Below are 18,728 nucleotides of genomic sequence, written 5' to 3'. Positions count from 1 at the left end.
TCCTGGGTGGTCTCAATCGGTCAGTGCAACGGTGAGTAGTTGTTGCAGTTTCTCACGTGGGGTGAGGGCGTTGAGAGTTTCGCGGGGTCGGTCGTTGAGGAGGTTCTGGACGTGGAGGATCTCGGCGTCGGTGATCTGGGCGAAGTCGGTGGGTTTTGGCCAGAAGTCGCGGATCAGGCCGTTGGTGTTCTCGTTGCTGCCTCGTTGCCACGGGCTGTGGGGGTCGCAGAAGTAGACCTGGGTGTGGGTGGCGAGGCTGAACGTGGGGTGCTCGGCCATCTCGGATCCTTGGTCCCAGGTGAGTGACTTCATCTGCATCTGCGCTGGCAGGGTGGCGGCCATGGCGATCAACGCGTCGACAACGGTGGTGCTGTCGTGTTGGTCGGGCAGCCGATGGAGCAGGACGAACCGTGAGGCGCGTTCGACCAAGGTGATGATGGCGGTCTGGTTGCGTGCTCCGAGGACCAAGTCACCCTCCCAGTGGCCCGGGATCGCTCGATCGGCTGCCTCGGCCGGTCGTGTGGAGATGTGATGACCCTGCAGCCATGGTCGTCCCGTCCGGGGCGGTAGCTTCGAGTGGGGGATGCGGTGGGTCCGTCCGGATCGCAGTGCCTTGTCGATCCTCAGTTCCTCGCGCAGGGAACCCCTGCCCTGGACGTAGAGGGCCTGGTAGATCGTCTCGTGGCTCACGGAACCATCTTTGCCATGCTGCGCCGCCAGACGGATCGACACCTGCCGGGGCGACCAGTGAGAGTTCAACCCCTCGACGACCCGTTGCCGCAGCACGGGATCGTCCAACCTTGACCGTTTCGGACGTCCCCGACGGCCCGCGGCCGCGGTCTCGGCAGCCTCAGCCCGATACCCGGTCGGTGTCGAGTTGCGGGCGATCTCTCGGCTGACCGTCGACGCCGACACCCCCAGCTGGCCGGCGATGCGCCGTAACGACCACCGCTGGACCAACCCGACATGGATCAACGTCCGATCCGCCAACGACAACCGGGCCCCGTGTGACGGCGCCGGGTGCGGCAGCACCGGCCGTACAACCTCGACCTCAACAACCAGACCGCCATGACGACCACGCTTCAGATCCATGCCAGCAGCATGCAACCAACCAGCAGCCGTCCCCGCGCTCACACCCACCTGATCCGCGGCCCTCTGCGCCGAGTACCCCGACGCCGCCAACCACAGCACCCACTCCCGCATCCACCCCGGGTAACCCGGATTCCCACGACGCATGCAACACCTCCGAACAACGTGTTGCACTGACACCCTGACTCCACCCTGGGGGTCGCACTCTTGGGTGCGAGTTTGCGGGTGGGGTGGCCGCGTCGAGACCCCCGGGCGAGACGGCCTGCCGGCGCTCCCTGGCAACACCGCGAGGGGGACCGCGGCTCAGCGGCCCAGGGTCGACTCCCGGGCCTCGAGGGTCCACGGCACGTGCACCCGCGCCCCCTGATTCGGCGGGATCCCGCCCGTGATTCGCCCGATCAGCTCGTCCAGCACCGCCGCCACCAGAGCGTCGAGGTCGGGAGCGATCGTGGTCAGCCGGGGCGTCGAATAGCGGCCCTCGGTGATGTTGTCGAAACCGGCGACGGCGACATCGTCCGGCACCCTCAACCCGGCGTCGTGGCAGGCACGGATGGCCCCAATCGCCATCAGGTCGTTGAAGCAGTACACGGCGTCGGGCGGTTCGGGCAGGTCGAGCAGGGTGCGCATCGCGGCGTACCCGTCCCCGCGGGAGTACTCGCGCACCCCGACCACCAGCGCGTCGTCGTAGGGCAGCCCCGCCTCGGCGAGCGCCTGTCGGTAGCCCTGCAGACGAACGGACGACGTCGCCTGCCCGTCCGGGGCGATCACTTCGCGACCGATCGCCGCGATCCGACGCCGGCCCAGGCCTATCAGGTGCTCGGTCATGGCGTGGGAGGCCGGCACCGAGTCGACGCTCACCAGCGGCACCCCGGCGGGGACGGCTCGTTCGCCGAGCAGCGCCATCGGGGTCTGGGTGGCGCGCTCCTCGATGGTGGCCGCATCGACCACCAGCGGTGAGAACACGATGCCGTCGACGGCCAGCCGCGGCAGCCCGCGCAGGATCGTCTCTTCGGAGTTGCGTGACCCGTGCGTGGTCTCGAACAGGGTGAAGTAGCCGCGCTCCGAGGCGGCGGCGGAGAACTTGGCACCGAGGTCGGCGAAGTAGGGCGATTCGATCTCGGGAACGACCAGCGCGAGGAAGCCCGATCGTCCGTTCTTCAACTGCCGGGCCGACAGGTTCGGACGATAACCCAGCTCGGCGATGGCCGCCTCGACGCGGGCGCGGGTGGTGTCGCGGATGTGGGGGTGGTCGTTGACGACGTTGGAGACCGTCTTCACCGAGACGCCTGCCAGTTCGGCCACGTCACGCAATCGCGCCGCCATGGTGCTGACTGTATCCCTTCGCGGAATTGTCGCGATCATCTGACAGTGGCCGCTCGAACCGGCAGACTGGTCGTGCTTTACAACGTTGTAAACAACCCACCCCCCCGAAGGACTCGTCATGCAGCCACCCGTCCTGTTCACCCCGAAGAAGGGCCTCGCCGCCCTCGCGCTGTCGTTCTGCCTGGGCGTGGCGGCGCTGGGCTCGTCCGTGCCCGGAGCCGTCGCCGACACCACCGCGCGCACCTCCGCAGGCACGTACACCAACGCCGTGTCGGACTCGTTCGCCGACACCTACGCCGACCCGATGCTGATCCAGGGCAAGGACGGCTGGTACTACGCCTACGCCACCGCCGACCCGCTGAAGGCCGGCTCGCCCTCGGGCATCGGGCACATCGCCCGCACCCGCGATTTCGCCAGCTGGGAGTACGTCGGCGAGATCTTCTCCGACGCCAACTGGCCCAGCTGGGCCGAGCGGTCGTCCTTCCTGTGGGCGCCCGACGTGCGCTACATCGGCGGCCAGTACGTCATGTACTTCACGGTCACCGACACCCGCGCCGAGGCTGGCTCGTGGGACCCTGCGATCGGAGTCGCCACCGCCCCCACTCCCGCGGGCCCCTGGACCCCCACGGACGCTCCGGTGGTCGCGCCGCGCTGGAACCCCGACTCGAAGAACTGGTTCAACACCATCGACCCGGCCGGATTCACCGACACCAACGGCGACAACTACCTCTACTTCGGCAACTACTACGGCGGCACCCACGTGACCCGGCTCTCGGCCGACGGCCTCACCGCGGTCGGCGAGACCACCCAGGTGGGCGCCAATGATCGGTACGAGGGCAGTTGGGTGACCGAGCACGACGGCTGGTACTACCTGATGGGTTCGTCGGCGAACTGCTGCGCCGGACCGGCCACCGGTTACTCGGTCTTCGCCGGACGATCGCGCTCCCCGATGGGGCCCTTCGTCGACGCTGACGGCCTCGAGCTGACCGCGTCGAACACCGGCGGCACCCTGGTGGTGACCCAGAACGGCAACCGGTTCATCGGCCCCGGCCACAACGGGTCGTTCCGCGACCTGGCCGGGCGCGACTTCCTCGTCTACCACGGCCTTCCCCGCGACGATCCGTGGCTGACCAACCCGACCGGCATCAACCAGCGGCCGATGCTGATCGACCGCATCGACTGGGTCGACGGCTGGCCGCGCGTCAACGCCGGCGGCGGCCCCTCCGACACGGCGCAGCCGCTGCCGGTGACCGGGTCGATGCTGCGCGGCCAGGTGGACGACCCCACCACCACGCTCTCGGGTGCCACCCGGGGCACCGATGCGTTGGGTGGTGCGGTCGCCGTGGTGAACGGACGGGCCACCAGCCTCGACCGACTGCCCGGCGGCAATCTCGAGCTGCGGCTCGACCTCAAGGGCACCGAGCCGCCGCTGTCGGTGACCGTGGGCAAGCCGGGCAAGCAGTCGACGGTCACCGTGTCGGCCTCCTCGTTGACCGTGCAGACGCCCGGGCAGGCGGGGTCGTCCGATGATCTGGCGCCGGCCGATCACTGGCGCACGCTGCGGATCACCCTCGACAAGAAGGTGCTCACGGCCGAGGTGGCCGATTCCGACCTCGGCGACCCGCGCGCCCGTGTGGTGGTGGCCGATCAGGCCATCGACTCCGCCGCGGCGCCGCTGGTGCTCGGGGGTGCCGGCATGGTCGACAACCTCTCGGTGAACCGGCTCGCCGTCGAGGCCACGACGTTGACCCCGCAACCGGTGGCCGCCGGCGAGCCGCTGCTCTCGGAGCAGTTCTCGGGCTCCGGCGACGGCACGGCGGTCGGCCCGCAGTGGTCGTGGGTACGTCCCGATGCCGCGGTGAGCGTCGGTGACGGGGCACTCAACTTCCCGTTGAGGGCCGTCGACGTGGCGGGCACCACCAACAACGGCGCCCTGCTGCTGACCACGCCGCCGACCTCGACGGACTGGATCTTCGAGACCAAGGTGAACCTCGACCTGGGCGAGAACGAGTTCCGCAACTACCAGCAGGCGGGCATCATCGTGCGCCGCAGTGACGACGACTTCGCCCGGCTGGGCACGGTCTCGATCTGGGGCACCCGCACCATCGAGTACGGGCGCGAGCTGGCCGTCGCTCCCGGTGATCCGCGGCTGATCTACGGCGGCGCCATCGTCTCTTCGACGGCCCCGACCATCTGGCTGCGTGTCGCGCACCACCAGAACGCGGCCGGCGAGCACCTGTACCGGGCGGCCACCTCGAAGGACGGCCTGACCTGGACGTGGGGGGCCACCTGGACCCTGGCCGCCGGCGACACGCCGCAGATCGGGCTGTATGCGGGCGGCGGATCGCAGCACCAGGCGGTGGCGCGTTTCGACTACGCGACCATCACCGCGGCCTCGGCCGCCCCCGGCACGTGGCCTCGGTGACCACCTGCGCGCACTCCTCGGGGCGGGTCGGCCGTGGGCTGACCCGCCCCGCGGGGCGCCCCCTCAGGGGAGCCCGCGCAGCGTTGGCGGTGCTGGTCGCGCTCACGGTCGCGGCCTGTTCGCCCTCGTCCCAGCCCTCCCCAGACACCCCCACCACCACCGATTCCACCCAGACCCAGACCAACGCCACCCAGTCCCAGGAGACCCCCATGGGCTTCACGAATCCCGTCTACGCGTTCAACTTCCCCGACCCGCAGGTGCTGCGCGACGGTGACCACTGGGTCGCGATCGCCACCAACGGCGCCGGCAGCAATGTGCAGACCCTCACCAGTGATGACCTCGTCACCTGGGAACAGGCGGACGATGCCCTGCCCCGGGTGGCCGAATGGTCGACCCCCGGCAAGGTGTGGGCGCCCGAGATCATTGCCTGGCCCGAGGCTCTGGGCGGCGGGTACCGGATGTACTACACCACCCGTGCCCCCGTGTCCCCGTCGTCCTCGACAGAGCCGGTGCAGTGCGTATCGGTGGCATCGTCCGACACGCTGGCCGGCCCCTACACCGACACCTCGTCCGCCCCGATCGTCTGCGAGACCGACGAGGGCGGCTCCATCGACGCGTCGCCGTTCGTGGACGACGACGGCACCGCCTGGCTCTACTGGAAGAACGACGGCAATGCCATCGACGCCGACACCTGGATGAAGGTGCAGCGGCTCTCCGACGACGGGCGTTCGCTGGTGGGGGAGCCGACGAAGCTGTTCAAGCAGGACCAGGCCTGGGAGGGTCCGCTGGTCGAGGGCCCGGCCGTCGTCAAGGTCGACGGCGTCTACCACCTGTTCTACTCCGGCAACGGCTTCTGGACCGACCAGTACGGTGTCGGGCACGCCGTCGCCGATGCCCCCACCGGGCCGTTCACGAAGGACCCCGCGCCGCTGCTCACCTCGAACGACGTCGCCGCCGGCCCGGGGCACAACCAGCTGTTCAAGGTCGGCGACCAGTGGTGGACGGCCTACCACGCCTGGCCGCCGGGAGCGGTGGGCGACGCCGCCCAGGGGCGCCAGCTGTGGCTGGGGAGGGTGACGTTCGACGGGCGCAAGGCCGCCATCGAGCCCCCGACCGCCACCATGCCGGTCGTGCCGGGTCACTGAAATCTGGGTCACTGAAGTCTGGGTCAGTGAAGTCTGGGTCAGTGAGGGCTCCCGTCGCGGAAGACCCGACTGAGTTCTCCACAACCACCCACCCGGTTGTCCACACCCCCTGTGGACAACCGGGCACGTATCAGGCCAGTGCGCGTGCTCTCCTCCTCTGCAGGCAACCACCCTGCGAGGAGCAGCCATGTTCACCGTCATCGCCACCCTTCCGACCATCACCGCCACCGCCGTCGACCACGCCCGTGACCTCGTCTGGGTCGCCCAGTCCGACGGCACCCTCGGCACCCTCACCCTCGACGGCGTGCACACCCCTCACCAACAGCTGGCCAGCCCGGCCACCGGTCTGGCGCTGGGCCGCACCCTGATCGCGTGCACCGCCGCCGGCGAGGTGCTCACCCTCGACCCGGACGATCCCGCCGCCCCCGCCACCACCCTCGCCGACACCCGCGACTCGTACGGGCAGGCGGCCGTCAGCCGTCGAGGCCGGCAGGCCCTGCTGGTGACGCCGACGCGAGTGCCGCTCCTTCGTCCGCGTGTGGGACGGGTGCTCATCCCGCCGTTCCGGCTGTCGTCATCGGGCACCCTCACCCAGGTCGACCTGGCCACTGGCGCCACCACCGACCTGCTCGTGGGCGGCACCACGGGAGTGGCGCAGTCGTCCGTCACCACGTTCGTGGCCCGCAACCCGCTGCGCATCGGCGGCGGAGTGGTGGGTCAGCTGGTCGGCGGCACCGTGTCGGCGCTCACCGGCGCCCTGCCGCGGGTCGGACGCCTGGGTGTCTCCGCCAGTGGTGACGTGCTCTACGTGGCCCACCCGGCGACGGCCGAGCTGTCGTCCATCACCCCGGCGACCGGGGCGGTCGAGACGCGGCCGACCGCGGCGCTGCCGGGCACTCTGCTCGAGGCCCACGGGCTGCGCGACGGGCGCGTGCTGGTGGTCACCAGCGAGATCGTCGCCGTGGTCGACCAGCTGGCCGACCTGCACCGCGACCCCGTCGTCAACCCGCCCGCCGAGGCCCTGTTCGTGGGGTCGTGGGTGCCGCTGACGTTCGACCTGGGCACCACCGCCCTCACCCCGCACGACGTGCGCTTCGAGGTGCCCGACGGTCCCGAGGCGGGCATCGTGTCGCACGCCCGGCAGGACGGTGCGGCCGAGCCGACCCCGCTGCTGGTCGCCGGAGGGGCTCTGGGTGTGCACAAGGTGGTGATGGTCGAGGTGGCCACCGGCACCGAGCTGGCCTACACCGAGTTCGAGGTCACCGACCACTGGAAGCATGCTGACATCGGGCCCTCGGGGTTCGTGCCCCACGCCACCACCTTCTCGGGCGATTCCGGGTGGGGCGGTGGCCCCGGCACTCCGCAGAACGTGCGCACCGTTCCCCACACGGGGGAGTGGCGCTCGCTGGTGCTGATGGTCGACACGTCGAGTGGACGATGGCCCACCGCCGACCCCGCCCTGGCAAATGACCGAACCAGCATTCTGCAGCACGTGACCACGGGCTTCGCCACCGCCGGTGCCAACCGATCGGCCCGCGACTACTACGAGGAGAACTCGAACTTCGTCGCCGGCACCTCGGGGTTGACGCTGACGGTGCGCAACAACCAGACCTTCGGCCCGATCAGCCTGCCGGGCAGCTGGACCGACTACTTCGCCCAGACCGTCAAGGACGGGGTGGTCACCGACGACCGCTGGGGGTCGATCGGCACCACGCTGCAGACGGTGGTCAGTCGCGGCCTGACCGCGGGGGTGATCACCCGAGCCGACCTGTTCGCCGTCGACGTGATCATCGTCGTGGTGGCGTCGCCCGATGCCGCCGGTGGCCCGCCCGCCAGGTTCGTCTGGCCCCATGCCAACGACTCCGCCACCCTGCTGTGTGGCGCCAACGTGATGACCGACTGGCGCAACCTGGCGTTCACGTACGTGCCGCTCGACTTCGCGGCCCACGACGGACGACAGATGCACACCACGCTGTCGCACGAACTGGGCCACACGCTGGGGTTGCCCGACCTCTACTCGTTCCCGGAGTACTCGGCCGACGTCGACGGCCGGCTCACGACTGACTGGGACATGATGGCCGGTTCCCGGGACCGCCTGCCGCACTACACGATCTCGAACAAGATGCGCATGGGCTGGGTCGACCCGGCCCACCTGAAGCTCTACAACTTCTCGGGGTCGAGCGCGGTGGCCGAGAACACCACGCTGCACGCCGCCGAGCTGGGCGCGCCGCCCGCCGGTCGCTCCCGGGCCATCGAGATCAGGTTGGGCGATGGCTGGAACTACTACGTGGAATACCGGGCCATCCAGCCCGGCGCCGACACCGACGCCCTAGTCACCGACCGGCGGGTGGTGATCACCGACGTCACGTCTGAGACCTTCGCCGCGCCCATGGCTCGTCCGCCGATCATCTTCGTGCGCAACGACCTCGACGGCGACGGACGACTGCTCGGCACCGGTGGCGACTACGACGAGAAGGACCCCGGCACGCAGATGGACCTCAAGATCGAGGTGGTCTCGACCGCCGCCGACAACGCGGTGGTGCGGGTGAGTTACGGCTCGAACGGCAAGCCCGAGCCGGGGATTCGTCCGTGGACGGGAGGGCCCACCTGGCAGAGCCCCGACATCGAGGTGCGCAACGCCAAGTCGGCCGCCGACCCGGCCCACTTCACCAACGTGCCGTGGCTCGGTCACGACAACACGCTGGTGGCGAAGGTGCGCAACTCGGGCGACCTGTTGGCGCGCGGGGTGACGGTGGACTTCTTCGTCACGGAGTACACCACCGGCGACGGTCCGTGGCAGTTGTTGGGCACCGATGTGCGCGACATCGGCCCCGGCGCCACCACCGAGTTCAGCGCGGGCTGGGCGCCGTCGTCGGCGTCGGGTCGGCACTACTGCGTGATCGTGCGCATTCGGCTCTACCAGGACCCCGGCAACCTCGCCGTCGTCGACAACAACATCTTCAACAACGAGGCACGCTCGAACTACACCCGGTTCATCTCGGCCTCGGCCTCACCGTCGGGGCGCGTGGGCGCCGAGGTGCTGCTCGCCAACCCGTTCGCGGACGAGGCCCTGGTGCACGCCCGCGTGGAGCAGACGCACCCGCAGCACCGGTTGTTCGTCGACCACACGTGGGTGACGGTGCCCGGTAAGGGGCAGGCGCCGATCAGGGTCTGGGACGAGGCGCTGTGGGGCCACCCGGAGTGGTGGATCGGCATCGACAGCCCCGAGGAGAAGAAGCGCCGGCGCACGCCCTCGTACCTGTGGGAGGTGCCCAACCAGGTGAGCGTCTCGGGCTGGGCGGAGCGCCCCTTCGAGGCCGACTGTGGTGCCCGCACGCTGACCGGTGGCGTGGGCATGCGGGTCGATGCCGGCCGCGAGACGCGCATCGACGTGGGTCGCCTCAACTCCAGTTACGTGACCGGGCAGGTGGTGTTCACCGACGACAAGTCGGGAGTCACCTCGGGCGGCACGGTGCTGGTCGAGGTGGTCGGACCCGACGGCAAGACCTTCACGGTCACCACCCAGGTGGGCGATGACGGACACTTCGGCGTCGACTTCAACAACGAGTTCGGCGACGAGACCACGTTCTTCATCGTGCACTACCTGGGGTCGTACGGGGCTGCGGCCTGTGAGACGGGTGAGGTGCCCATTCGCTGACGACAGGGCCGCTGACGCGCTCGTTGCCTTCGCGACGGTCGCCGGGTTCTCTCAGAACTCGGCGACCGCCTGCGGTGTGGTGGTCGGCTGGTCGGACCCGCCGGCGGGCTCGTCGGTGATGGCGATCGCCTGGGCACCCGCCAGGCCGGTGATCCAGACCTCCACCCGGCCCCCCGAGCTCACCAGTCCGGCCGGACGAGGGGTGCCGTCGTGCATCGTCCACAGTTGCCAGACGCGGCCCTGGCGGGGATCGGCCAGGTCGCTGGCGACCAGCATTCCGGCGGCTCGCTGCTGGGAGACGAGATAGGTGAGCTGCGAACCGTCGGTGAGGGCAGCCCGGTGCACGCGCAGGTCGGGCGCCGCCAGCAACTCGGCCCGTTGGCGCTCGGCCTGCTGGGCCCGAATCTGCTGCTGGTGTTCCTGGTGGCGCAGTGAGACCACGCCGGTCCCCAACGCGATGGCGGCCACGAGGGCGGCCGCGGCCACCCACCATCCGAGCCGGGTGAGGCGTCCGACCGGTGAGGGCCGATCCGTGATCGCGCGTGGCTCGGCGGCAGGCAGGATCGGTTCGTCCGCGATGCCCGCGAGCACCGAGGCACGCAGGGTTGAGGGCGCGGCGGTCGCCCCGTCGGCGGCCAGCAGGGCGAGGGTCTCGCCGAACTCGGCCACCTCACGAGTGCAGGGCTCGCAGCCCCGCAGGTGGAGTTCGAAGGCGGCGCGCTCGTCCGCGTCGAGGGCGTTGACGGCGTAGGCGCCGGCGTTGGCGTGCGGGTCGTTCATGTCTGCACCCCCAGGACGTCGCGCAGCCGGGCGAGGCCGTCGCGGATGCGACTCTTGGTGGTGCCCAACGGAAGTCCCAGCCGGTCGGCGATCTGGGTCTGGCTCCAGCCGCGGTAGTAGGCCAGGGTGACCGCCTCCCGCTGCACCGGGGTGAGGGCGGTCAGCCCTTCACGCACCTGCTCGGCGTCGAGCCCGCGCTCCACCGTGGTCCACACCTCGTCATTCTGCTCGGCATCGGTCAGGCGATGCCAGCGCTGGTCGCGGTCGGTCTGCTTCTGCACCGATCGCACCCGGTCGACGGCGCGTCGGTGGGCGATCGTGCACATCCAGGCCATCACCGATCCCGCCTCACTTCGATAGCGCGCCGACTGGCGCCAGACTTCCAGATACACCTCCTGCACGACCTCGGCCGCCAGGTCGGGGCCGCGCAGCACACGAAGAACCAGACCGTACACACGGGCACTGGTGCGGTCGTACAACTCACCGAAGGCCTGCTCGTCACCACCACTGGCCCGGGTCAACAGGTCGAGCAGCACGGCGGGCTCATCCGCCGACAGGGGTGCGCGAGGGGCGGGGTCCGGCACGCTCACCACCTTGGCGCTCGGGCCGGAACCACGTCGTGGCCCCGGCGGGGGTTGTTGGGCCGAACTCTCTCATCGAGGCGAGTGGCTCATCGTGTCGAGGTGAGGTCTGCCCAGACGATCACGTTGGAATCGTAGCTACTGGTCGCGCGATCGTAGGCACCCCCGCACGTGATCAGGATCAGCCGTGGTGCCGGGTCGGGGGAGTAGACCTCGCCGTTGGGGAACGCCGACTTGGCGAAGGTGCCGACCTTGCGCACCGTGAAGGTGGCGGTGGTGCCGTCCTTCCGGGCCACCTGCACCCGACTGCCCACCGTCAGCTGACCGAGCTTGTAGAACACGGTTGGGCGACGGTTCCAGGTGACATGGCCGACCACCACCGACGTGCCCGGCCCTCCGGGGGTGTGCGCCCCGGTGAACCAGCCCGCCAGATCGGGGTTCGAGGGAGTTTCCATGGCGCCCCCGTCGAGACCGAGGTCGACCAGGGCCGACCGCACCCCGATGCTGGGTATGTCGAGGCGCGTGGGTGCCGACTCGGTCAGCGTGCGCTTCGCGGGTGCGGGCTTCGTGGGTGCGCTCGGCGACGGTGACCTCTCGGACGAGGTGGCCGGGTCGGGCATCGGCGAAGTGTTCGACGTGCTCGGCGTGGGAGCGGACGACGAGACGCTGCTCGGCGCCATCGCCACCGGAGGCCCGGGTTGTTGACCGGCCAGAGCGATCGCGATCGCGACCGCCCCGGCCAGCCCGAGGGCCGCCCCCACCAACGCGAGCCGGGTCACGGGGCCTCGTCCTGATCGGCTCCTCAAGACGACGAGGATCCGTTCTTGGCCTTGGCCGACCGGCGCGCCACCAGGGCGGTGGTGCCGGCACCGGCCAACAGCACGCCACCGAGGGCGATCAGGCCGGTGTTCTCGACGCCGGCACCCGCCTCACCACCGGTGTTGACCCCGCTGGGCACGACCATGCCGCAGGTGGCGACATCGGTCGCCTCTTCGGGAATGCCCGCGGCCCCGAGCGACTTGGCGAAGCTCGACTCACCCAGCCCGTCGAGGTCGTACTTGTCGTTGCCGTTGGCGTCGATGCCGTGTTGCACCATGTGCAGCATCGTCAGGTGCTCCAGGGTTCCCTGGGGCAACTCGGCGGCGGTCAGCGTGCGGGTGTAGGAGAGGTTGCCGTTGGCGTCGGCCACCGGCATCCGGTCGACGGCGAGGCCGCTCTTGGGAGAGGTGTCGCCCTTGGTGGTCAGCGAGATGTGGATGCCGCCGTACTGGGGCAGTCCCTCTTCGACGCTGAGGTAGCCGTTGTTGTTCGTGTCGGCGTCAGGGCCGGGGCAGGTGAAGTGGTGGCCCGACACGTCACCGTGAATGTGCTGGGCGTGCGGCATGCCCGGGGTCATGCCCTGGGCCTTGACCGACACCGTCAGCCCACCGTCCGAGGTGGGGGTCAGGGTGGCGGTGCCGCTGGCATCGCTGCCCAAGGTGGCGTCGAGCCGGATCGTCACCGCCTCGTGAGGGTGCCCGGGGTGGGCCTGGGCCGGGGTGCCGAGTGCTGCCAGCGGCAGCGCGATCACGGCTCCCACGGCGAGCCCGGCCATCGTGGTCGTGGTCTTCGGTGACCTGAGAACAGACATGTTGGTTTCCCTCCATCGTGGCCGCGGGACTCCGCGACGCGTCTGGTGGGGATTCGGAGCCGGGGGACGATCGGATGGGTGGGGTAGGTGACGTTCTCGAATGGTCGGGCTGTGGACAACTCGGGCGTGTCGCTCCGAGTTGTCCACAGCCTGCGTGAAGTCGTTCACGAATGACCCCGTCGCTCCGTAGGTTTCCCGGCATGAGCCAGGTCGACGAGCGCCAGCGGACGACGGCGGAGCCGTTCGTGCCCTCCGGCGGGGTCGTCGCGCGCTCGACGCAGGCGGCCCTGCGCCCGCGCCGCAGCCCTCGGCTGGTGATCATCGGACTTCTGGTCGCCTGCCTCGGGGCGTTGGGTGCCGCCGTCGCCTGGACCCAGACCACCCGAGCCGAACCGGTGGTGGTGCTGGTCGCCGACGTGGCCCGCGGTGAGATCGTCGAGGCGGCCGACCTGGGGGTCGCCAACGTCGGCACCCCGCCGGGGGTGGAGTCGTTCCCGGCCGAGAGGCTGCAGGAGCTGATCGGCAAGCACGCACTGGTCGACCTGCCCGCTGGCGTGCTGGTCGGCGCCGGCTCCATCGGTGACCCTGTGACCCCGGCGGGCACCAGTCAACTGGGTCTCAAGCTCGCGGCCGGACGACTGCCCACCTCTCCGCTGCCGGCTGGCACCACCGTGCTGCTGGTGCCCGTGGCCGCTCCCGGAGCCGAGAAGTCGACCTCGCAACTCGGCGACGCCATTCCCGCCACCGTCGTCGCCCAACCCCAGCAACTGCCCGACGGGGCCACCTGGGTGCTCGACGTGTCGGTGGCCGATGGCCAGGCCGTGACCGTCGCCCGCCTCGCCGCCACCGACGCACTGGTGGTGGTCAGGCAGGGGGAACGCTGATGGCCGTCATCGTCCTCAGCTCCGTCGTCGGCTCGCCCGGGGCGACCACCTCGTCCCTGCTGATGGCCCTGCAGTGGCCGCGTGACGTGCTGCTGGTCGACGCCGACCGGGTGCCGACGCAGGCCATCGAGTCCGGATTCCTGCGCGACCGCGACCACGCGTCGCGCGGACTGATCGCCCTCGCCCAGCACCGCGGCCGGGCCACGCTCGCGCGGGCTCTGTGGGAGCAGTCCGTGCCGCTCGTCGAGGAGACCGCCCCCACCCGGCGGTTCCTCAGCGGGTTCAGTCACCCCGGTGCCGCCGACCTGTTCGCCCCCGTCTGGGACGACTTCGGTGCCACGGTGGCCGAGCTCGAGGCGGCCGGGGTCGATGTGATCATCGACGCGGGGCGGGTGGGTGCCGGGCTGCCCACGGCGCTGGTGCGGCACGCCGACTCGGTGCTGGTCGCCACCCGGACGAGCCTGCGGGCCCTGGCAGCCCTTCGGCTCAGCCTGCCGATGGTCGTGGAGCAGGTCGGTGAGCACGCTCCGCAGGCCGAATGCGGGCTGCTGCTCATCGGCGCCGGGCAGCCATACAGTGCCGACGAGGTCGGTGAGCATTTCGGCGTGCCGATCCTCGGAACGCTCCCGCACGACCCGCCCGCGGCGGCCCATCTGATCGATGGTGCGCCCGCCCGGCGCCGGTTCGAACGCTCCGCCCTCGTGCGCGGCGGGATCGCCCTGGCCCAGCGGCTCGCCCACCGGGTGGGGCGTCGTTCGCGCGTGCAGGCGGTGGCCCCATGAGCCCGGAACGCGGCGAGTCGCCGCTGCGGGAGTCGACCACGGTGGCGCTGGGTCGTGCCCTTCGTCGCCTCGAGCAACCACCGACCTCGCCCACGACGCCGCCGTCGGTGAGGCTGCCCCGCGCCGAGCCGAGGCCGGCCGATGCCCCCGCCTCCCCGGTGCCCCCGGCGCGAGCTGCAGGGTCGTCCGGGCCCGTCAACCGGTCCGAGGCGGTCAACTGGTCCGAGACGGTCGAACTGCGGCGGCGGGCCTCCGACGAGATCACCCGGCTGCTCGAGGCCGACCGGCGGGACCCCTCCCACACCCTGGCGGAGGACGATCGGCGAGCTCGCGGCAGGTCGGTGATCCGACAGGTGGTGCACCGGCGCGCCGAGGAACTGGCCGCCTCGGGCCGCGAACTGTGGGATGCCGACCGTGAGCAGGCGCACGTGCAGGCGGTGCACGACGCCATCTACGGCTACGGACGACTCCAGCCCGTCTTTGAGCTGCCCGAGGCCGAGAACATCGAGATCCACGGTTACGACTCCGTCGTCGCCCAGTACGGCGACGGCCACCGTGAGAACCTCGCACCGGTGGCCGACTCCGACGAGGAGTTGGTCGAGGCCATTCGATTCCTGGGTGAGGTGGCCTCGCCCCCTCGTCCGTTCGACGATGCCCACCCGATGATGACCATCGCGGTGGGCGACCGGTTCCGGCTGCACGCCATCGGCTTCGGGCTGAGCCATCGACCCTCGGTGATCATCCGTCAGCACATCCTCACCGACATCACCCTCGCCGATCTCGCGGCCGGTGGGCTGATGCCCGAGCACGTGGCCAGGCTGTTGCGGGCGGCGGTGCGGGCCAGGCTGTCGATGGTGGTCTCGGGCGATCAGGGCGCGGGCAAGACGACCCTGCTGCGCGGACTGATCGATGCCATCCCCGCGACGGAACGGTTCGGCACCATCGAGACCGACTACGAGCTGCTGACCCACCTGCAGCCGAGGCGACGCAACATGCTGGCCCTGCAGGCGAGGGTGGGGCTGGGCGAGACCCAGGACGGGCGTGCCCTCGGCTCCTGGAGCGTGGCCGACCTGATTCCCGAGGCGCTCCGCCAGAACCTGGCCCGACTGGTCGTCGGCGAGGTGAGGGGCAGCGAGGCGGGCGCCATGTTCGAGGCCATGATGTCGGGTGCCGGCACCTTGAGCACGACCCACGCCCACTCGGCGGCGTCGACCATCGACCGGCTGGCCAGTCGCGTGGCCCAGGGCGGGTCGGTGACGATTCCCGAGGCCTACCGGCAGATCGCGCACAACATCTCGCTGATCATTCACGTCTCCCTGGTCGACGACACCTGGCGGGGAGGCGTGCGGCGTCGCCACATCTCCGAGATTCGCGCCCTGACGGGGGCCATCGAGGGTGACCGTCCGTTGACGCACCTGGTCTACCGGGCCGCCGGCGACGGTGAACCCGAGGTGTTCCACCCCGAGCCGGAACTGGTCGCGAGGCTGACCCCGTTCGACACCGACTGGGTCGGTGGGCTGCGGCCAGACCTGGGCACCATGCGAGGCCGCGCATGTACGGGCTGATGGTGATCGTGGCCGGGGCGCTGCTGGCGGGTGGCCTCGCCCTGGTCGTCATGGGCCTGCTGAGGGTGCACGTGCCGGCCCCCGACTCGTCGCCGGGACGACTCACCGCCGGTCTGGCTCGCCTGCGATCGCTGCCCCGCTCGACCTGGCTGCGACTGGGGCTCGGTCTGCTGCTCGGGCTTGTGGCCGGCGTGCTGACCGGCTGGCCGATCATGATCGTCCTCGGCCCGGCGGCAGTGGTGGGTGTGCCCTGGCTGCTCGGGGCCCCGCCGAATCGTGAGCTCGAGCTGCTGGTCGCCCTCGAACGCTGGACGAGGGGGCTGGCGTCGTCGGTTCCCACCGGCAAGTCGATCGCCGATGCCGTGCGAGCCACCCGCCGCCAGGCTCCGCCCGCGATCGCCCCGGCGGTCACCACGGCGGTGTTGCGCATGGATGCTCGCTGGAGTGCCGCCGATGCCCTGCGGGCGATCGCCGACGACCTCGACTCGCCCCACGCGGACGCCTGCCTGGCCGCCCTGGCGCTGGCCAGCCAACGAGGCGGCACCGGCGCGACCGTCACCCTGCACGCCCTGGCCGAGTCGCTCCAGGCGAGACTTCGAGCCCTCCGCGAGATCGAGGCGGAACGCGCCAAGCCGCGCGTGGTGGTGCGGCAGGTCACCCTGATCACGATGGTGGTGATCGCCGCCGCGCTGTTGTTGGGCGGCAGCTACTTCGACCCGTACTCGTCACCGGTCGGCCAGCTGCTGCTCGCACTGCTGCTGCTCGCCTACGTCGGCTCATTGGTGATGTTGCGACGGCGGACGATGCCCCGCCAGCGCGATCGCATTCTCGTGGGGGAGCCCGGGCGATGAGTGGGTGGGGGCAAGTGCCGTGGCTGGCGATCGCGGGATCGGGAGCGCTGCTCGCGCTCGGGTTGTGTCTGGTGGTGGCGGGGACGGTTCGTCGTCCGGTGCGCCTGGGTGACGCACTCGACCACCTCGACGGCCAGGTTGCGAGCCCGCGGATGGCCCTGCCCGTCGACAGTGATCGCGGTGATCGACTGGGCCACTGGGTGCTCACGCGGTTGCGGCTGCCCATCAGTCCGCGCACCGCGCGCATGCTCACGCTCAAGAACCGCACCCTCAGCGACTTCGCCGCCGAGAAGGCGATCATGGCGGCCCTCGGCTTCCTCACGCCGGTGGTCTTCGGGGCGGTGGCCTTCGCGCTGCGCCTGGGCATCGGCTGGGCCCCCTTCGGCGTCGGCGTGGCCGGCGCGGTGCTGGGGTGGTTCGTGCCCGACCTGCGGCTCCGCAACCAGGCGGCGGCGACCTCGTCCGACACCGGCGAAGCCATCTGCACGTTCGTCGACCTGGTGACGCTGGAGCGGCTGGCCAACCAGTCGTCGACCCAGGCGCTGCACCGTGCGGCGTCGGTCTCGCAGGCGCCGTTGTTCCGCGAACTGCAGTTGGCGCTCGAACGCACCATGCTCGAGCAGCGGCCCGCGTGGCAGGCGCTCGCCCAGGTGGGAACCGACCTCGGCCTGCAACAACTGGTCGATCTGGCCGAGGTGATGCGCCTCGACGAGCAGGGCGCCGCCCTCAGTGGTGTGCTGCGTGCCCGGTCGGCCGAACTGCGTGACAGGCAGCTGATGCACGACAAGGTCGCCGCGCAGGAGGTGTCGGAGTCGTTGACCATCTGGATGGTGATCCCGGCGATGATCTTCGGCCTCATCTTCCTGATCCCACCCCTCATCCGACTCGTCGGCGGCAGTTGACCGTTCGCCGTTTGCTGACACCTCATCCATCCCGCGGCGCGCCGACCGGCCCACCGCACAACATCGAGAGGAACTCCCATGAACCGTCTGATCCACACGGCGATCGGCCTGGTGGCCCTGCTGGTCGTCGGCCCGCCCAACGGCCGGCGCGCTCCGCGCTCCCGAGCCGAGCGCGGGCTGTCGCAGTCCACCGAGAACGCCATCCTGCTGGCCGGAGCGGTCGCCGTCGCGGGCATCGTCGTCGCCGTGATCACCGTCTACGTGCGCAACAACCTGCCGCGGTGATCCCGTGACCGCTCCCGCCATCAGCCGCCGGTCCCGTGACCGGGGTGTCTCGGCATCGGTGCAGTGGACGCTGCTCGCCCCGGTGGTGATGCTCGCCGTGCTGGGCATGATCCAGGCGGGAGTGGTGCTGCACGCCCGCACCACGGTGCGGCAAGCGGCGATGGCGGCGGCCGAGGCGGAGTCCCTGCTGGGCGCGCAGGTGGGCGACGGCCGTGCCGTCGCCCAGCGAGTCATCGCGCCCGTCGGTCTGCAGCAGGTGTCGACGACCATCGTCCGCGGGCGCGGCACCGTCGAGGTCACGATCACCGGACGAGCCCCCCTGTTCTTCGACCTCGGTCTCGGGCGGGTCGAGGGACATGCCGTGATGCCGCTGGAGGGGCCATGACGCGGCGGGCGAGAACGACGAACCAACGCGGGGTGTCGCTGGCGACCGAGGCCGTACTGATCATTCCCGTGATCGTGATGGTGCTGACCGCGATGGTGGCGGGGTGGCGCATCTGGTCGGTACGCACCGACGTGCGACACGCCTCCCAGGCGTCCGCGCGGGCCGCAAGCCTGCAGGCCTCGGGCACGATCGCCCGACAACGGGCCCTCGAGGTGGCCGGCTCGCAGTTGCGAGGGGTGCCGTGCCGCTCGAGCCGGGTCGACGTCGACACCACCGGGTTCGCCCGTCTGGGCGACGCGAGCGTGCGGGTGCACATCGCGTGCACGGTCGGCCTGGACGACCTGCTGCTTCCCGGCATGCCGGGAACGGTCGATGCGAGCGCGACCGGGTCGTCCGTGCTGGATCGGTTCAGGGAGAGGCGACCATGACCACCACGACAACGG

At 70.6% G+C, this 18,728-nt stretch carries 18 protein-coding genes; 12 read left to right on the top strand and 6 right to left on the bottom strand.

Annotated features, from left to right (window positions below; translation table 11 throughout):
* Positions 1 to 12: 12 nt before the first annotated feature.
* Positions 13 to 1,092, bottom strand: a complete 1,080-nt coding sequence (locus tag ACSDQ9_RS14300; protein WP_435143774.1) for an IS30 family transposase — start codon at positions 1,090 to 1,092, stop codon at positions 13 to 15.
* A 300-nt stretch (positions 1,093 to 1,392) separates the two neighbouring features.
* Positions 1,393 to 2,412, bottom strand: a complete 1,020-nt coding sequence (locus tag ACSDQ9_RS14295) for a LacI family DNA-binding transcriptional regulator (protein WP_435148059.1) — start codon at positions 2,410 to 2,412, stop codon at positions 1,393 to 1,395.
* Positions 2,413 to 2,530: 118 nt separating this feature from the next.
* Here ACSDQ9_RS14295 and ACSDQ9_RS14290 point away from each other — a divergent pair, with 118 nt between their 5' ends.
* The 3 genes from ACSDQ9_RS14290 to ACSDQ9_RS14280 all read left to right on the top strand — a co-directional run bounded on the left by ACSDQ9_RS14290 (position 2,531) and on the right by ACSDQ9_RS14280 (position 9,640).
* On the top strand, positions 2,531 to 4,837 hold the full coding sequence (locus ACSDQ9_RS14290) for a family 43 glycosylhydrolase (protein ID WP_435148058.1): 2,307 nt from the start codon (positions 2,531 to 2,533) through the stop codon (positions 4,835 to 4,837).
* Positions 4,834 to 5,982 carry a glycoside hydrolase family 43 protein gene (locus ACSDQ9_RS14285; RefSeq protein ID WP_435148057.1) on the top strand — a complete coding sequence of 383 codons (1,149 nt, stop codon included), beginning with the start codon at positions 4,834 to 4,836 and terminating at the stop codon, positions 5,980 to 5,982. Before ACSDQ9_RS14290 ends, ACSDQ9_RS14285 begins: the two co-directional genes overlap by 4 nt.
* Before the next feature lie 187 nt (positions 5,983 to 6,169).
* Complete coding sequence (locus ACSDQ9_RS14280) at positions 6,170 to 9,640, top strand: hypothetical protein (protein ID WP_435148056.1); 3,471 nt, start codon at positions 6,170 to 6,172, stop codon at positions 9,638 to 9,640.
* Between the two features lie 51 nt (positions 9,641 to 9,691).
* Here the strand turns inward: ACSDQ9_RS14280 and ACSDQ9_RS14275 are convergent, their stop codons facing one another.
* The 3 genes from ACSDQ9_RS14275 to ACSDQ9_RS14265 all read right to left on the bottom strand — a co-directional run bounded on the left by ACSDQ9_RS14275 (position 9,692) and on the right by ACSDQ9_RS14265 (position 11,498).
* Positions 9,692 to 10,420: an anti-sigma factor gene (locus ACSDQ9_RS14275; protein ID WP_435148055.1), complete on the bottom strand. Its 729-nt coding sequence runs from the start codon at positions 10,418 to 10,420 to the stop codon at positions 9,692 to 9,694.
* Entirely contained in the window at positions 10,417 to 11,004 is a 588-nt protein-coding gene (gene sigK / locus ACSDQ9_RS14270; protein WP_435148054.1) for an ECF RNA polymerase sigma factor SigK, read from the bottom strand. Before sigK ends, ACSDQ9_RS14275 begins: the two co-directional genes overlap by 4 nt.
* Before the next feature lie 86 nt (positions 11,005 to 11,090).
* On the bottom strand, positions 11,091 to 11,498 hold the full coding sequence (locus ACSDQ9_RS14265) for a sortase domain-containing protein (protein ID WP_435148053.1): 408 nt from the start codon (positions 11,496 to 11,498) through the stop codon (positions 11,091 to 11,093).
* A gap of 13 nt (positions 11,499 to 11,511) precedes the next feature.
* Between ACSDQ9_RS14265 and ACSDQ9_RS14260 the strand changes: the two genes are divergently transcribed.
* Complete coding sequence (locus ACSDQ9_RS14260) at positions 11,512 to 11,706, top strand: hypothetical protein (protein ID WP_435148052.1); 195 nt, start codon at positions 11,512 to 11,514, stop codon at positions 11,704 to 11,706.
* A gap of 97 nt (positions 11,707 to 11,803) precedes the next feature.
* Here ACSDQ9_RS14260 and ACSDQ9_RS14255 read toward each other — a convergent pair whose 3' ends face one another.
* The gene (locus ACSDQ9_RS14255) at positions 11,804 to 12,631 is read right to left on the bottom strand and encodes a hypothetical protein (protein WP_435148051.1); all 828 of its coding nucleotides are present in this window, start codon (positions 12,629 to 12,631) and stop codon (positions 11,804 to 11,806) included.
* 200 nt (positions 12,632 to 12,831) lie between these two features.
* On the opposite strand from ACSDQ9_RS14255, the gene ACSDQ9_RS14250 reads away from it, so the two are divergent.
* From ACSDQ9_RS14250 to ACSDQ9_RS14215, 8 genes are all read left to right on the top strand, one after another.
* Positions 12,832 to 13,515 (top strand): SAF domain-containing protein, encoded by a 684-nt coding sequence (locus ACSDQ9_RS14250; RefSeq protein WP_435148050.1) that lies wholly within the window; start codon positions 12,832 to 12,834, stop codon positions 13,513 to 13,515.
* Positions 13,515 to 14,297 (top strand): hypothetical protein, encoded by a 783-nt coding sequence (locus ACSDQ9_RS14245; protein ID WP_435148049.1) that lies wholly within the window; start codon positions 13,515 to 13,517, stop codon positions 14,295 to 14,297. Before ACSDQ9_RS14250 ends, ACSDQ9_RS14245 begins: the two co-directional genes overlap by 1 nt.
* Positions 14,294 to 15,862 carry a CpaF family protein gene (locus ACSDQ9_RS14240; RefSeq protein ID WP_435148048.1) on the top strand — a complete coding sequence of 523 codons (1,569 nt, stop codon included), beginning with the start codon at positions 14,294 to 14,296 and terminating at the stop codon, positions 15,860 to 15,862. Before ACSDQ9_RS14245 ends, ACSDQ9_RS14240 begins: the two co-directional genes overlap by 4 nt.
* The gene (locus ACSDQ9_RS14235; RefSeq protein ID WP_435148047.1) at positions 15,850 to 16,713 is read left to right on the top strand and encodes a type II secretion system F family protein; all 864 of its coding nucleotides are present in this window, start codon (positions 15,850 to 15,852) and stop codon (positions 16,711 to 16,713) included. Before ACSDQ9_RS14240 ends, ACSDQ9_RS14235 begins: the two co-directional genes overlap by 13 nt.
* Positions 16,710 to 17,615, top strand: a complete 906-nt coding sequence (locus ACSDQ9_RS14230) for a type II secretion system F family protein (RefSeq protein ID WP_435148046.1) — start codon at positions 16,710 to 16,712, stop codon at positions 17,613 to 17,615. Before ACSDQ9_RS14235 ends, ACSDQ9_RS14230 begins: the two co-directional genes overlap by 4 nt.
* Before the next feature lie 78 nt (positions 17,616 to 17,693).
* Positions 17,694 to 17,900: a hypothetical protein gene (locus ACSDQ9_RS14225; RefSeq protein ID WP_435148045.1), complete on the top strand. Its 207-nt coding sequence runs from the start codon at positions 17,694 to 17,696 to the stop codon at positions 17,898 to 17,900.
* A 4-nt stretch (positions 17,901 to 17,904) separates the two neighbouring features.
* Positions 17,905 to 18,285 (top strand): TadE family protein, encoded by a 381-nt coding sequence (locus ACSDQ9_RS14220; RefSeq protein WP_435148044.1) that lies wholly within the window; start codon positions 17,905 to 17,907, stop codon positions 18,283 to 18,285.
* A 32-nt stretch (positions 18,286 to 18,317) separates the two neighbouring features.
* The gene (locus ACSDQ9_RS14215) at positions 18,318 to 18,713 is read left to right on the top strand and encodes a TadE/TadG family type IV pilus assembly protein (protein WP_435148043.1); all 396 of its coding nucleotides are present in this window, start codon (positions 18,318 to 18,320) and stop codon (positions 18,711 to 18,713) included.
* The last annotated feature ends 15 nt before the right edge of the window (positions 18,714 to 18,728 follow it).

The sequence above is a fragment of the Aestuariimicrobium soli genome, from assembly GCF_051192575.1.
GTDB lineage: Bacteria > Actinomycetota > Actinomycetes > Propionibacteriales > Propionibacteriaceae > Aestuariimicrobium > Aestuariimicrobium soli.
This window is presented reverse-complemented; position numbering and strand designations above follow the sequence as displayed.